The 13,213-nt window shown below is 66.2% G+C and carries 11 protein-coding genes and 2 pseudogenes; 5 read left to right on the top strand and 8 right to left on the bottom strand.

Annotation, left to right across the window (positions count from 1 at the left end; translation table 11 throughout):
* Positions 1-79: 79 nt before the first annotated feature.
* A pseudogene (locus OG702_RS06035) lies at positions 80-913 on the top strand (IS701 family transposase); the annotation flags it as partial.
* A gap of 207 nt (positions 914-1,120) precedes the next feature.
* Here the strand turns inward: OG702_RS06035 and OG702_RS06030 are convergent.
* On the bottom strand, positions 1,121-1,570 hold the full coding sequence (locus tag OG702_RS06030; RefSeq protein WP_327287844.1) for an ester cyclase: 450 nt from the start codon (positions 1,568-1,570) through the stop codon (positions 1,121-1,123).
* 87 nt (positions 1,571-1,657) lie between these two features.
* On the opposite strand from OG702_RS06030, the gene OG702_RS06025 reads away from it, so the two are divergent.
* On the top strand, positions 1,658-2,575 hold the full coding sequence (locus tag OG702_RS06025) for a LysR family transcriptional regulator (protein WP_327287843.1): 918 nt from the start codon (positions 1,658-1,660) through the stop codon (positions 2,573-2,575).
* Here the strand turns inward: OG702_RS06025 and OG702_RS06020 are convergent.
* A pseudogene (locus OG702_RS06020) lies at positions 2,572-3,238 on the bottom strand (IS5 family transposase); the annotation flags it as partial. The gene OG702_RS06025 and the pseudogene OG702_RS06020 sit on opposite strands and share 4 nt — an antisense overlap.
* 345 nt (positions 3,239-3,583) lie before the next feature.
* Between OG702_RS06020 and OG702_RS06015 the strand changes: the two are divergent.
* The gene (locus OG702_RS06015) at positions 3,584-3,991 is read left to right on the top strand and encodes a hypothetical protein (protein ID WP_327287842.1); all 408 of its coding nucleotides are present in this window, start codon (positions 3,584-3,586) and stop codon (positions 3,989-3,991) included.
* On the opposite strand, the gene OG702_RS06010 is transcribed toward OG702_RS06015, so the two are convergent.
* Positions 3,988-4,962, bottom strand: a complete 975-nt coding sequence (locus tag OG702_RS06010) for a quinone oxidoreductase family protein (protein WP_327287841.1) — start codon at positions 4,960-4,962, stop codon at positions 3,988-3,990. The genes OG702_RS06015 and OG702_RS06010 overlap by 4 nt on opposite strands.
* A 127-nt stretch (positions 4,963-5,089) precedes the next feature.
* Between OG702_RS06010 and OG702_RS06005 the strand changes: the two genes are divergently transcribed.
* Positions 5,090-5,737, top strand: a complete 648-nt coding sequence (locus OG702_RS06005; RefSeq protein WP_327287840.1) for a TetR/AcrR family transcriptional regulator — start codon at positions 5,090-5,092, stop codon at positions 5,735-5,737.
* 339 nt (positions 5,738-6,076) lie between these two features.
* Here OG702_RS06005 and OG702_RS06000 read toward each other — a convergent pair whose 3' ends face one another.
* Both OG702_RS06000 and OG702_RS05995 read right to left on the bottom strand, forming a co-directional pair.
* Positions 6,077-6,742, bottom strand: coding sequence for a nitroreductase (locus OG702_RS06000; protein WP_327287839.1), 666 nt, complete (start codon positions 6,740-6,742; stop codon positions 6,077-6,079).
* A 176-nt stretch (positions 6,743-6,918) separates the two neighbouring features.
* Positions 6,919-8,508 (bottom strand): AMP-binding protein, encoded by a 1,590-nt coding sequence (locus OG702_RS05995; RefSeq protein ID WP_327287838.1) that lies wholly within the window; start codon positions 8,506-8,508, stop codon positions 6,919-6,921.
* A gap of 55 nt (positions 8,509-8,563) precedes the next feature.
* Between OG702_RS05995 and OG702_RS05990 the strand changes: the two genes are divergently transcribed.
* Complete coding sequence (locus tag OG702_RS05990; RefSeq protein WP_327287837.1) at positions 8,564-8,779, top strand: hypothetical protein; 216 nt, start codon at positions 8,564-8,566, stop codon at positions 8,777-8,779.
* Positions 8,780-8,787: 8 nt separating this feature from the next.
* Here the strand turns inward: OG702_RS05990 and OG702_RS05985 are convergent, their stop codons facing one another.
* The 3 genes from OG702_RS05985 to OG702_RS05975 all read right to left on the bottom strand — a co-directional run bounded on the left by OG702_RS05985 (position 8,788) and on the right by OG702_RS05975 (position 12,859).
* The gene (locus tag OG702_RS05985; protein WP_327287836.1) at positions 8,788-9,492 is read right to left on the bottom strand and encodes an alpha/beta fold hydrolase; all 705 of its coding nucleotides are present in this window, start codon (positions 9,490-9,492) and stop codon (positions 8,788-8,790) included.
* A 643-nt stretch (positions 9,493-10,135) separates the two neighbouring features.
* Positions 10,136-11,038 carry a LysR family transcriptional regulator gene (locus OG702_RS05980; RefSeq protein WP_327287835.1) on the bottom strand — a complete coding sequence of 301 codons (903 nt, stop codon included), beginning with the start codon at positions 11,036-11,038 and terminating at the stop codon, positions 10,136-10,138.
* 999 nt (positions 11,039-12,037) lie between these two features.
* Positions 12,038-12,859, bottom strand: coding sequence for an MIP/aquaporin family protein (locus OG702_RS05975; RefSeq protein ID WP_327287834.1), 822 nt, complete (start codon positions 12,857-12,859; stop codon positions 12,038-12,040).
* Positions 12,860-13,213 lie beyond the last annotated feature (354 nt).

The raw sequence follows: 13,213 nt of genomic DNA, 5'->3' as shown, positions 1-13,213 counted from the left end.
AGTTTCGCGGGGAGGTCGCACGAAGGTGTGTCCCGGCGCATGCGGTGGCAGCCCGGTGGACAGCCCACCGGTGTGCTCAATGATCTACTCGCGGAAGCGTGGGACGGGGAACTCGACGACCTGCTCCTCCGGGTCGGTTCTCGCTTTCGGCCGGGTCGAACGCCGGCGGCGGATGCGGGATTACGTGCGCGGGCTTCTTGGCCCGGCGGGCCGCAAGAACAGCTGGCAACTGGCCGAGTACGCAGGCCATTCGGCCCCGCACCGGCTGCAGCACCTGCTCGCAGGAGCTCGCTGGGAGGCAGACCAGGTCCGTGACGACATGCAGGCCTACGTCGCCGAGCGTCTCGGTGCCCCTGACGGAGTACTGATCATCGATGACACCGGCTTCATCAAGAAGGGCACCGTCTCCGCCGGCGTGCAGCGCCAGTACTCCGGGACCGCGGGCAGGACCGAGAACCGCCAGATCGGCGTCGTCGCCGCCTACGCCTCAAGGAAGGGGCACGCCCTGGTCGACCGCGAGCTCTGCCTGCCCAGGTCCTTGACCCAGGACCGCGAACGCTGCAAAGCCGCCCGTATCCCCGACCAGCGCGAGTTCGCCACCAAGCTCGAACTGGCACGGGACATGGTCCAGCGCGCTCTCACCTCGTCTCTGCCGATCGCCTGGGTCACCGCGGACTCCGCCTACGGCCAGGACTCCCGCTTCCGCCGCTTCCTGGAAGACACCGGACTCTCCTACGTGGTCGCGGTCCCCAAATCCCAGCAGGTCCACGGCCCACGCATCGGCCACCTCCTCACCCAGGCCCCGCCCCAAGGCTTGGCGGCGCCTGTCCGCCGGACCCGGCGCGAGGGCGAGCTCTTCAGTCGGCGCCACCAAATGATGCTGCGGCCGAGGGTGAGGAAAGCTTCGCGGATGTTCCAGCGGGTGCGCAGGCGGCGGAAGCAGCGCAGGAGCGCGAAGACGGCAGACTGTCCTGTCGAGACCCTTGGTCCCTCTGGACGCCGAGGCTCCCACCGTCCGACTGTTCGCCGCGATGCTCATCCATACCACGGTCACACCGCTGGTGGCGGCGTTCTCGCTGTGCGTCGTCGCTGTCGGCCTCACCCCTCGGTGGCCGTCCGGCTAATAGCTTCCTTCGGCGTCCAGCTGGCGCAAGACTCCGCGATTGTCGACGCGCGCCCACTCCTCGATGAGGCGTCCCCGGTCGTCGAAGCGGAAGATGTTGATCAGGTCGAACACGACGCGTTTGCCGTTGGGTGGCAGCGGGCCGACCGGTGACTGGGTGAACTCACGGGTGAATGTGCCTTCGATCCACGTCTGGCAGGCCAGGTGGTCACCTTCGGCGACCACGATGCCGCGCCGTATCGACCGATCGTCGAATGCCTCGCGTACCGACGCGAAGTAGTCGTTGAGCCCGGCGAAGTCGGACTCGAAGCCGTCCGGCCCGTGGAAGCGGAACTTCTCAGTGTCGAAGTACGTGGCGGTCTCGTCCAGATCCTCGCCCGACACTTCCAGTTCGCCGGCCCGGACGAGGCGTGCCACGAGTTCGTCACGAGTGAATTGCTGTGTCATGCCACCAGCCTGTGCGCCCTCCAGCCATGCGGTCAAGCGATGATCTGGCACCCCTTCCATGACAGATGCGCATGTTAGGTTCGGACCATGGCAGAGTTCACCCTTACTGGCTTCCGCGTCGTTCACCAGGTCGCCACCGCGGGATCGTTCACCCGGGCCGCCGAGATGCTCGGTTACACACAGTCGGGCGTCTCCCGCCAGGTCGCTGCCATGGAGGCGGCAGCCGGAGCGCCGATCTTCGACCGCACACGACGCGGCGTAGCGCTCACACCGGCAGGCCAGGTGCTCGTCCGCCGCGCGACGGAGGTTCTCGCCGACGTGGCGGCGACCGAGCTGGAGCTCGCCGGCCTGCGCGACCGGCTCGCAGGGCGCCTCACGATCGGCGCCTACCCCACCGCCGCCATGGCATTGGTCCCGCGAGCGATGGCGCAGGTGACCTCCGGCCATCCAGGTCTCGCCGTGCTCCTGGAGGAGGCCTCTACGCCCGCCCTGCTCCGGCGGCTACGGATGGGCCGGCTGGACATGGCGGTCATCGGGGTCGGCCACGGCCTGCCGGACTACGACCTGAGCGAACTCCGGCAGACCACCGTGCTCCAGGGCGACCTTCTGGTGGTCGTCCCGGACACGCACCGGTTCGCGGGCCACGCCGGCATCACCGTGCCGGACCTGGCCCAGGAGCACTGGATCGCCGGGGACGGCGCGGCGGGTGAGCCGCAGTTCGGAGCCTGGCCGACCCTGTCGGACCCCCACATCGTCCACACCGCGCGCAGCTGGTCGACACGCCTCAGCCTGGTCGCGGCCGGACTGGGCATCACGGTCATCCCCGACCTGGCCCTACCGGCCCTGCCGACAGGCGTACGAGCGGTGGCCGTCACCGACACCTACTGGCCCGGCCGCGCGACCGTCACCGTGACCCGGCCGCACCCTTCCGCTCAGACACAGGCGATGGTGACAGCGCTGCAGAACCAGGCTGCCTGCCTGCAGAAACCGCCTTCGGACTCCTAGCAAGCGGAGGTCTTCAGGCGGCGCCAGCAGATGATGGCGCCGCTGAGGCTGAGGAAGGCTTCGTGGAGGTCGTCGCGGATCTCCCAGCGGGTGCGCAGAGGGCGGAACCAGTGCAGGAGCGCGAAGGCGGCTTCGACGACCCAGCGGTGGACGCCCAGGCCGGAGCCGTGCTCGGTCCCGCGGCGAGCGATGACCGGTCGGATGCCCGGGCCGCGCAGTTCGCGGCGGTAGGAGTCGTAAATCGTAGCCGCGGTTGGCGTACACAGCGGTGGGGCGCCGGCGGGGACGCCTGCGCTTGCCCCTGAGGGGCGGCACGGCTTGGACCAGGGTTATGAGGTGGGTGACCTCGTGGCGACTGCCGCCGGTCAGCGTGGCGGCGAGCGTGATGCCATGCGCTTCCACGATCACATTGTGCTTGCTGCCGCTCCTGCCCCGGTCCACCGGAGACGGCCCGGTCTTCGCACCGCCCTTCATTGCCCGCAGATGCGAGCCGTCCACCGCGGCCCGCGGAAAGTCCAACCGGCCAGCCGCCCGTAACTCAGCGAGCAGTTCGTGCAATGCCTGGCACACACCAGCCTGGTGCCAGTCCCGCAGCCTGCGCCGGCACGTGCTCCCCGAGCCGTACCCCAACTCAGGCGGCAGGAACTCCCAGGTGCTGTTCGTGGTTCGGATCACGTGGTTGTTGTGAGGAGCTTCAGCCACATGATCGATCCGCGGAGGTGGAGTCCGGCCTCCTAGTTGTCGGGTGCCTTGTCGTAGCGCGTGGCGAGGCCTTGATCTTGTCGAATGCCGCGTTCGACGGTGTTGCTTCGCGCGGGTCGCAGGTGACGGGACGGCCGCCTGACGAGCCCATCCCAACGCGTCGGGAACCGCCGGCTACGCGGAGTCGGTCGACCAGGAGTTGGCCAACACCACCGGATACGCTGGAGGATGACGCAATTACGGCCCACCCGCACGCCCGGCCGCTCACCGCGGGCGGTCGTGTGGGTGGGTGGTGCCCTCTGCCTGGTGATTCTGCTCATCGGGACGTGGCTTCTGCGCACGCTGTCTGGCGGCCTCTCGCCGCACGACCCCAAGCCCCACAGCGCCGAGACGCGATCCGCCGTAAAGGCGGCCGAGCAGACGGCGCACGCCCTGGCGCAGGTCGACCGCGACGGGACCCTGACCGAACCGGAGGCCCGATCGGCCGTCGCGGGCGGCGGCGTACTGACGGGCCTGAGACTGGATGACGACTCAGGGGACCCGGCGGTGGCATTCCCCTACACCGAGGAACTCCCGGGAACCGGCGTCACACACCGCCGCTACGTGTGCGTGGACTACTTGGTGCTCACCGGGCAGGCCGTGCACACCTACTACCCCGCTGGCTGCAACGATCGCCCGCGGCCGATCAACAGCCCCACCACCGGCGTCGGCTAGGGCACGAGGAGGACGCGGCCGAGGTGAGACCGGTCTTCGAGCAGCCGGTGTGCTGCGGCTGCCTCGGCGAGCGGGAGGCGGGCGTGCACGGCGGTGTGCAGTTGCCCGGCGGTGGAGTATTCGGCGACCTCGGTCATTTCCCGGCGGGCCTGCTCGGGGTCGGCTGCGCGCCATGCGATGAGCGAGAACCCGGCCACGGACTTCAGGGCGAAGAGCTTGGTGACAGGCAGGCTGGCCAGCTCGCCGCTGGCAGCTCCGTAGATGACGATCCGGCCGAACGGAGCCAGTACGTCGAAGCTCCGCTGCAGGGTCTCGCCGCCGACGGAGTCGAGAACGACGTCCACGCCTCGCGGTGCGGCCTTGCGGACCTGGTCGGGCCAGTCGCTGTGGCTGTAGTCGATGGCGATGTCGGCGCCGCACTTGCGGGCGAAGTCGAGTTTGGCCGGTGAGCCGGCGGTGGCGATGACCATGCCGGCGCCGAGCAGTTTGGCGAGTTGTACGGCCAGATGGCCGATACCGCCGGCCGCAGCGTGGATCAGTACCGTCTCACCCGGCGCAAGCCGGCCGGTACGCAGGGTCCGGAGTGCGACCGGGGCGCCCATGGGCAGCATGCTGGCTGCACCGAGGTCGAGTCCGTCGGGTATCGGGGCGAGCCATTGCGCGTCGGCGACGATGTAGTCGGCGAACGCGTCCTCGGCCAGCCCTGCGACTCGTCGGCCGACCTTCTGTGTGTCGACGCCGGGTCCGACGGCTTCGACGGTGCCCGCCACGTCGCCGGTGAGTTTGCCGGGCAGGGGACGCTGGAAGATCGCCCCGCTGGACGGCCCGCGTCGGAACTTGGTGTCGACGAAGTTGGCCCCGATCGCCTCGGCCCGGATGAGCACCTGGCCCGGCCCCGGCGTGGGGATTTCGGCCTCCTCGATCGTGAGGACGTCCGGATCGCCGTATTCGTAGTAGCGGACTCGTCGCATGATGACTCTCCTGAGGGGCCGAGGGCAGGGGGTGCCACCGCCCGCCGGCGGCTAAAGTGGACTTCCGGTCAGCTTCGGCGACCATACTGGACCGTCAGTCCAGTTGTCCATGTGGGGTGAGGACTCGATGACAGAAGGCCGCCGCGAACGTGCCGACGCGGCAAGAAATCGGCAAGCGATCCTGCTGGCGACCGAGCAACTCCTCGCGCGGCACCGGCCCGAGCAGATCTCGATGGAACAAGTCGCCGCCGCAGCCGGCGTCGGCAAGGGCACGGTCTTCCACCGCTTCGGCAACCGCATGGGCCTTATGCAGGCGCTGATGGCAGAACGGGCCCTCGCCCTGCGCGAAGCCGTCACTACAGGGCCGCCCCCTTTGGGCCCGGGCGCCCCGTCACGAGAGCGCCTCCTCGCCTTCCTCGACGCCGTCGTCGGCGTGGTCGCCCGCAACAAAGGGCTTCTGGCTGCGCTCGGCCACGCCGCGACAACAGCACACAAGCCCGAAGATGATCCACGCAGCGCGCACCCCGTCTACCAGTTCTGGCACGGCCACATCACCACGCTGATCAGCCAGGAACGGACGGACCTGGACGCCGAACTCCTGGCCCATATCCTGCTCGCCCCCCTGCACAGCGACCCGATCCTGCGCATGCTGGAGCAGGGCGACGGCCGGCGCCTCGCCGATTCACTGCGTACCCTGGTGACCGCCTTGCTCGACGCCTCGGCGGACGGAACCGAGCCGAGGAACGGCCGCCAGCCGAACTCCCCGCAGGGGTGAGTATCCAGTGGCGCGCCGACCGCGCGCCGCGAACCGAAAGTCGGGCGAGCCTCGATCCATCGATGTGGATTGAAGTAGGTTGCGGCAGGGTGAAGCCGCTGGTTTGTTCAGCTTTTCCTGTCAGGTCGGGCCGTAAGGTGACGACTTCGAGGCTGCACCATGAGCGCTCCGAGGCTGCGGGCGTCGAGTCTCGACGTCGGCGGGCAATCGACCAGCCCGTGACTGCGCCGAGTTCAGCCGTTGCAGGGCCCTTCAGGACGAACCAGGAGTCCGAGCGGCCGGAGTCGTGGCTTCGAAGTTCGCGGTTCGCTGGGACCCGCTACCTCGACCGCCCTGCGGTCACACTCCGACGAAGCTCACTGTCTCTGTCAGGTCCGCCCGCCCGGTGCGCAGACGGGTCATGCCTTCTTTCTCGTGTCCCACCGCGACACCGCAGACCAGTACGAGCCCGTCATCGGATCCGACTGTCCGACTGACCGTCTTGCGGTACATCGTCCACATCACCTGGGGGCAACTGTGGAACCCTTCCGCCCTGAGCAAGAGCATGACCGTCTGCAGGTGCATCCCCGCATCCGCCCACTGTCCGGGGCCCATCGTCCGGTCGAGGTAGCAGAACAGTACGACCGGCGCCCCGAACGCTTCCGAGTTCAAGGCGGCGATCTTTCTGGGCCTGTCGGGGTCGTGGCTTTCGATCCCCAGTGCTTCGTACCGCTGGGCGGCCGTTGCGGAGAAGCGGTCCAGGTACGGCGAGGTCAGCTCGGCGGGGTACATCGGATACTCCCTCTCATCACCCGGGTCGCCCGCCCGCGCCCTGGCCGTCGCGCGCCGCTTCAGTTCCGCCAGGGGCTCGCCGGCCACGACATACACATGCCACGGCTGGAGGTTCCCACTCGATGGAGCCCGCGCTGCCGCAGTCAGCACCCGTTCGAGTACCTCCTTGGGTACCGGCTCATCGCTGAACGCCTGCACGGCCCGGCGACTTTCCACAGCCTCGTACACGTCCACGCCGTTTCGCCCTCTCACTCAATGACGACCATGGCCAGCAGTCCGCGCCGTCAGGCGATCCCGGACGAGGTGTGCAGGGCGATCGCCTCCCACGCCCGGTCCACGTCCCGCCCGTCGACACCGGTGCTCGGTCAGCAGCGCGGCGGCAAGATCCGCGCATGTGCATCATCGGAATTCTATGAGGCCGCATCAGACGAGGCTCCGTCTGCCCACACGGAACTCTTGTCGGTCAGGCGGAGCCTCAGGGCCTGCTTGTCCACCTTCCCCAGGCCCGTAAGAGGCAGCTCCTTGACGAAGTGGATGTGTTGGGGTGCCTGCAGCTCCCCTTTACGGTCGCGGACGTATCGGCGAAGCTCGTCGGCATCGACCTCCACGCCTTCGCGGAGAATGACGGCCGCATTGACGACCTCGCCCACTTTTTTATCCGGGGTCCCGAACACCACTGCCTGAGTCACTGCTGCATGATCAGTGAGCACGTCCTCCACTCCACGTGAGAAGACGTTGGATCCGCTGGTGATGATCATGTCCTTGAGACGGTCCACGATGTACAGGTATCCACGCTCGTCCATCCTTCCCATGTCGCCTGTGTGCAGCCAGCCGTGCCGGAAGGTTTCTGCAGTCAACTCCGGCAGGTTCTTGTACCATCTCATCGCTGTGCGGTTGCGCACGCAGATCTCGCCAACTTCTCCGTCGGTGACCTCGTGACCGTCCTTGTCCAGGAGGGCTACCGCCGTGGTCGAGACTGGCCGACCGCAGGACCTGAGTCGGTCCGGCTGGTTCAGGTCATGGTCGTCGCGTCGCAGATAGGTGATGGGATAGCACTCCGTCTGGCCGTACATTTGCGCGAAGACCGGACCGATTCGGTCTATGCCTTCCTGCAAGCGGTCCGGGGAAATTGAGGCAGCGCCGTAGAGCAAAAGTTCCAGGGAAGACACGTCTGCTTTCTGTGTATCCAGCTCTTCAAGCAGCCCGTAGATCATGCTCGGTACGAGTAGCGTAAAGTTTGGCCGCTCCCTGTTGATGGCGGAGAGAACGCGATCCGGCGAGAATCCGTCAAGTAGATGCACGGAGCCTCCTCGCATCAGAGTCGGCATGATCTTCCATCCCGATGCATGACTCATGGGTGCGACCGCAAGGTAACGGGGTGTCATCGGGATTTCGAAGTCGGCAAGTACATCGGAGTAGGACAACGAGGGTGAGGGGGAATTTAGGCGAACTGCCCCTTTCGGGTGGCCTGTTGTTCCTCCGGTGTAGTTGATGGTGGCAACATCACCGGGCTCGAAGATGCTCCAGGGAGATGCAGTACCAACATTGCGAGCAGCACTCACCAAATCCACGCCGAACTCGCGTGGGCTGAGCGTGTACACCTGTGACAGGCGGTCCACCCGGGCTGCCAATTCGCCCCCCCTGTCAGAGAATCGGTACGTGTCGACAAGCAGGGCGTCCGCTTCGGCATCCTTCAGCTGATACTCGTGGTCTTCCAGCGAAGCGAGCTGATGGAGCCAGGTGATGGCCATTCCGCTGGCCTGAGCGGCGATACTCGCACACCAGGACTCCACCCGGTTTCCCGTCAGCAGAGCCATGCAGTGGCCGCGACGCAGGCCGTGCGCAGCGAATACCGACTGCAAGCGCCCCACAAGGTCAGACGCTCCGGCGTACGTCAACGTTCCACCATCCCAGGTGAACGCTGTTCGATCCGGATATCGGCGAAGAACGTCCAATGTGAGTCCGCCCAGAGTCGGCCCAGCTTGGATGATGCCGTTCATCTATGTCCTCCAAGAATTGGCTACACAACTACTTGTATGCCTATGACAGTCTGTGATGCGTGCCGGCCAGACGTCGGTACGAGCCGCCGACACCGTCCCAGCCACCAGCGGCTTCGGCGCTGGCAAGCGGACCAGGGAGCGCAAGCGGTTCATCGTCACTGACACGGCCCGCTCCACCCGCGCCAACCGGGTCTTCGAGGCATTCCGCGAGATCGTCAGAGCAACCGGCGTCCCGCCACTCCCGCGGCAGGACCAGAACCCGAGATCTTGATGGGTCCTCTAGCCCTGCGGCTGCTCCTGCCCGACCTTCTCCACCACCCGGAGGAGGAACTCCGTCACCACGTTGGGAGCCGTGAGAGGAAGCATGTGGTCCACGGGCTCGCTGCGCACCTCGGCACCCATACGGTCCGCAAAGAAGTGCTGGTTCCCGGCGGGGATCATCCGGTCCTCCTCGGCGACGAGGTACCAGCTGGGGCGATCCATCCACAGGGGACGGCCGACCGCGGTGGTGATGCACTTGACAGAGATCGGGCGCTGTACCGCCCTGAGCCGGTTCTGCTCCTGGGGCGAGGCATTGTGGGCGAAGGCGCCGGCGAAGGCATCGTCGGGGAGCCAGATGAGACCGTGGGCGTCCGGGGTCAGCGCCGGTGCCTTCGGGTGGGGCGTTCCTCGGCCGACGGCGTCGGCCACGGTCTCGCCCTCGCCGGGCGCCAGAGCCGCGATGTAGACCAGCGCGCGGACGTTGTCGGACGTGGTCGACTGGATGACGCCGCCAGCGTAGGCGTGTCCGGCGAGGACAACAGGGGCGGTCTCCCGCTCGAGCGTGTGGTCGAGCGCCGCCACGTCATCGGTCAACGAGGTGAGGGGCAGGGGCACGGTGACCACGCGTACGCCGGCGGCAGTGACCTGGTCGATGACCCTGCCCCAACTGGAGGCGTCCGCCCAGGCGCCGTGCGCCAGCGCCAACGTAACTTCAGAACTCACGTGACTCCACTTTCATATGAGCCGGTGGCGGCCCTGAACGGGCCACCGTTCTTCTTTTTGATCCGAGGCACGGGCACAGGGACCCCTTGCGCTCAGCGTCAGGGCACCGTCGACCTGACGCGGGTCAGAAGTCGACTGTCTTCCGGGGCTCAGCCGCGGAGCGGGGACGGCCTGAAAGTGCGCATTTCCTTACGAGTTCTACCCCTTACGGGTTCTGCTTCGGCGCACTCTTGACAGGCGAGTTCCCGCACGGACCTCCTCGCCCGCTGTGTTCTGACTTCTCCGGCACCCGACCTGAGTTCCACATGCACACGCAATGCCGTCGGTACGCCGAGGAGACGGTCAACCAGGTGACCCGATATAACACGGATTTCCCCGCAGGCCCTCTTCCTTGCAGTCGGCTAGCCGCTGCGACTTATTCCGGTCATGTGTATGCAACCAGAGAAGCGCTGAGCCGTCAAAGAGCATAAATTCCGTCGACTCTTCTGATCGATTCGACTTATATCTCCCGCACACCGACATCACATTTCGCAGCGCCAGGGTCGCCAAGGGTAGTCGCCCGCCGCCCCAGGCCGATCGGCGGTCGAGCGGAATCAGTTGCCCGGGGCGGTATCCCATTCCCATCAGTGCGCGGCACGCCCTGCTACCTGTCGAGCCGCGCTGACGTATCGACGTTGGGCAGGCCCCGGCGTTTCAGGTGGGTGATGAATCGGTGCACCAGAACGTCGGAGGGCGTCATCGTGAGAGCCACGATGTCGCGGTGGACCCGGGGTTCGATGCGCCTGACTTCGGCGGGGAAGCGGCCGACCAGTGCGGAGACGGGAACGATGGTGACACCCAGCCCGGCTCCGGCCATCTGGGCGGCTGTGCGCGGGCTGAAGGTGCGCAGGGCCACCCTCAATGGCGTGCGGTGCGCCGCGGCGAACTGATCCACCCAGATCGCCATGCCGTTGTCGGTGTGGTAATGCACAAACGCCTCGGTCGCCAGTTCCGGGACGGTGACCGACTCGCAGGCCGCGAACCGATGGTCGGCCGACGCCACGATGACGACCTCCTCCTGGCCCAGGACCTGTACGTGCGCCGTCGTGCTTGTCGGCTCAGGACCCACCACCAGGTCGGTGCCGTTCTCCATCAGATGCTCGACCATGCGGTCCGAGCTCGTGAACTCCTGCAGATCCAGTTCCACATCAGGCCACCGCCGGTGCCACTGCCGCAGGATCGGGATGAGCAGCCACGGTGTCATCGTCTCTGCGCACGCGATCCGCAGCTTCCCGCCCAGGCCGTCGCCGACTTTCTTTCCGACTCGGACCGCCCGATCGGCCGCCGCCAGTGCCTTGCGTGCCTCCTCCACGGTGGCGCGCCCCGCTGCCGTGAAGACCACCCCGCGTTTCATCCGCTCGGCGACGGGAGTCCCCAACTCCTTCTCCACCGAGGCGATCTGATGTGACAAGGCTGGCTGCGACATGTGCAGCACCGCCGCCGCCCGGGTCATCGTCCCCTCATCGGACAACGCCACCAGACACTCCAACGCTCGCAAAGTGACCATCACGAATCCTTGTTACAAGTACTGGGCGTGCGGCGTGGCACCGCGGTACCGATTCTCCGGAAATAGAAACGGACCCGTCCAAGCGGTTGTGACTGCCCCCTCACCGTACCTGGCATGAGCGGTCATGAGGCGAAGCCGGGCTGTCGCCAGCGGTCCCGGGGTGCCCGTGAGGCTCGCGCCCTGTTAGGGCCGGTGGCTCGTATATCCGACCGGCTGAGCCCCCTATCCGCCCATGACGGGCTCGAACTGCCGGTGCATGACCGCTCCGGCCCCCCAATGATCACCGCCTCCCTCGTGCATGAAGCCATAGTGGTTCAGATCGGCGGCAGATCGCCGATTCTTGTTACCCATAGTCGATCCCGGAATGACGAAGGGAAAGGTCGCGGGAAATCCAGAGCTCGCGGGAACCGCTGAACTTTAGGAGACAGACAGGGGTTTCGAGCCACGGTGTTGCTCCAGCTCTACTGGGCAGGGCGATTGAATTGCCGTCTTCGGGCAGCGTCCTCGGGGTGCTGCCGCGAGTGCAGAAGCGGGTGGGCCGGGCGTGGACACGGCTCGTCGATGGTCTCCACGGCGCGCGCGGGCAAATCATTCAGCGCGTCGGCCGGCCGAACCAGGGCCGGTGCGGTCGTGGCCGCCCACTTGGGGGCGGGCCAGGAGGGCATGAGGATACCGAGGGTGGCCCGCGACGACAGTCTGCTCGTCCAGCACGTCAATGATCTCGTCAACACCCGGCCGGCCATGCGCGGGGTCTTGCGGCGGACCGCTTCCATGAACCTACGGCGATCGGATTACCGCAACTTGGCCGAGAATCCCTAACGATCGAGGAGCCAGGTGACCGCCTGGTGGTCCAGGCAGGCGCCCAGGACTGACACCATGGCTGCGGCTCGACTCGCCGGCCGATATACGACCAAGCATGAAGAAGAATATTGTCCCGAGCCCCTCCCTCCGGCGATGACGGCCCGATGGATGGTCCATGCCGTACCGGCGACGCCAGGTTCAGCGAACGTGTTGCAGCGCGCACCGCTGTGTGCAGGAGCGCTTGGGGTCGTGGCGGATCTTTCCCGTCAGTGGAAGGCGTTTGAATGAGAAGTGAATAGCGGCGGCCGCCAGCCCTCCCATAGTGGGGCCTACGAGATAGACGGACAGAGCGGGGTAGTTGTTGACAAAGATGTCGGGTCCGATGGCACGTGCCTGACTTAGAGACGCTCCGGAAGCGATACCGGCCCACCAGATGAAGAGGGCGGTAAGGATGCTGGAAGGACAGACACACCATGGCGCCAGGTGGCGGTTGCTCAAGAATACTAGGACCGTGGTGAGTAGGACGCACGTTAATCCGGCTTCCGTCAAGGTGGCCAGGAAGTATGTCATGGCCGGTTTGAGAACCCCGTCATGGATTGGACTTCGATCGATGATGGGGCCGTATAGGACCCTGGAGAGAGCGACGCCTGTTGTTGCTCCGGCGATCTGCGCTGCAGTATAGGAAATGAGGTCGCGCCAGCCCAGGGTGCGGCGCAGCCAAAGGGCCATTGTGAGAGCAGGATTGAGGTGACCGCCGGAGGAGCGACCGAGCGGTGAGAGGAGGAGGATAACCAGGCAAAGGCCGACCGTGAGGCCGATGAATCCCACGCGGGAGGTCGGGGTGGAGAACCATCCCGCGACAGGAGTGCTCTGGCTCTGCAGAACGCGGAGCGCGGAGATCACCGCCCAGAGAACGACCGCCGTGCCAATGAACTCGCAGCAAGCCTCCTTGATATGCCATTTCTGTTCCGGCAGTTTGACTTGAGGCGCCAGTTCGTATCCCTGGTTTCTTAGACGCATTGAATGTATGCTGCCCTCTCTGTCCAGGGGGTTGCGAGTAGTACTTGAGCGTTGCAATCTAGCATGCGAGGCTTGCCTCCGGAATTGAACGCGAGAACAGAGCCGGCCCCCGGGTCGGGAGGTCGCGGGGCGAGGATACGCGGAGGTCAGAACCGCACGGGACACGTGACGGAGCGGCCATCTGCTGTCGCTTGTCGGAGGCGCAGTCAGCGATAAATACACCTCGTTCATTCTTTGCTCGTATCGAACAACGGACGAATACGGTTACAGGTCCGGCTCAGCGAACCGAGGTACTCCGCCAATTTCCTGCCGATGGTCGAGGGACCATCCGCCGCACTCCGGATCCGGTCTGGC

Origin of the sequence: Streptomyces sp. NBC_01198 (assembly GCF_036010485.1) — a bacterium.
Lineage (GTDB): Bacteria > Actinomycetota > Actinomycetes > Streptomycetales > Streptomycetaceae > Actinacidiphila.
The sequence above is the reverse complement of the archived record's forward strand: the minus strand, read 5'-3'. Positions and strand labels throughout refer to the sequence as shown.

Bases quoted from the DNA above. Each gene is read 5' to 3' on its own strand.
- OG702_RS06010 (WP_327287841.1), bottom strand. From the start codon at position 4,962: ATGCGACGAGTCCGCTACTACGAATACGGCGATCCGGACGTCCTCACG.
- OG702_RS06005 (WP_327287840.1), top strand. From the start codon at position 5,090: ATGACAGAAGGCCGCCGCGAACGTGCCGACGCGGCAAGAAATCGGCAA.
- OG702_RS06025 (WP_327287843.1), top strand. From the start codon at position 1,658: ATGGCAGAGTTCACCCTTACTGGCTTCCGCGTCGTTCACCAGGTCGCC.
- OG702_RS05995 (WP_327287838.1), bottom strand. From the start codon at position 8,508: ATGAACGGCATCATCCAAGCTGGGCCGACTCTGGGCGGACTCACATTG.
- OG702_RS06030 (WP_327287844.1), bottom strand. From the start codon at position 1,570: ATGACACAGCAATTCACTCGTGACGAACTCGTGGCACGCCTCGTCCGG.
- OG702_RS05975 (WP_327287834.1), bottom strand. From the start codon at position 12,859: ATGCGTCTAAGAAACCAGGGATACGAACTGGCGCCTCAAGTCAAACTG.
- OG702_RS05990 (WP_327287837.1), top strand. From the start codon at position 8,564: ATGCGTGCCGGCCAGACGTCGGTACGAGCCGCCGACACCGTCCCAGCC.
- OG702_RS05980 (WP_327287835.1), bottom strand. From the start codon at position 11,038: ATGGTCACTTTGCGAGCGTTGGAGTGTCTGGTGGCGTTGTCCGATGAG.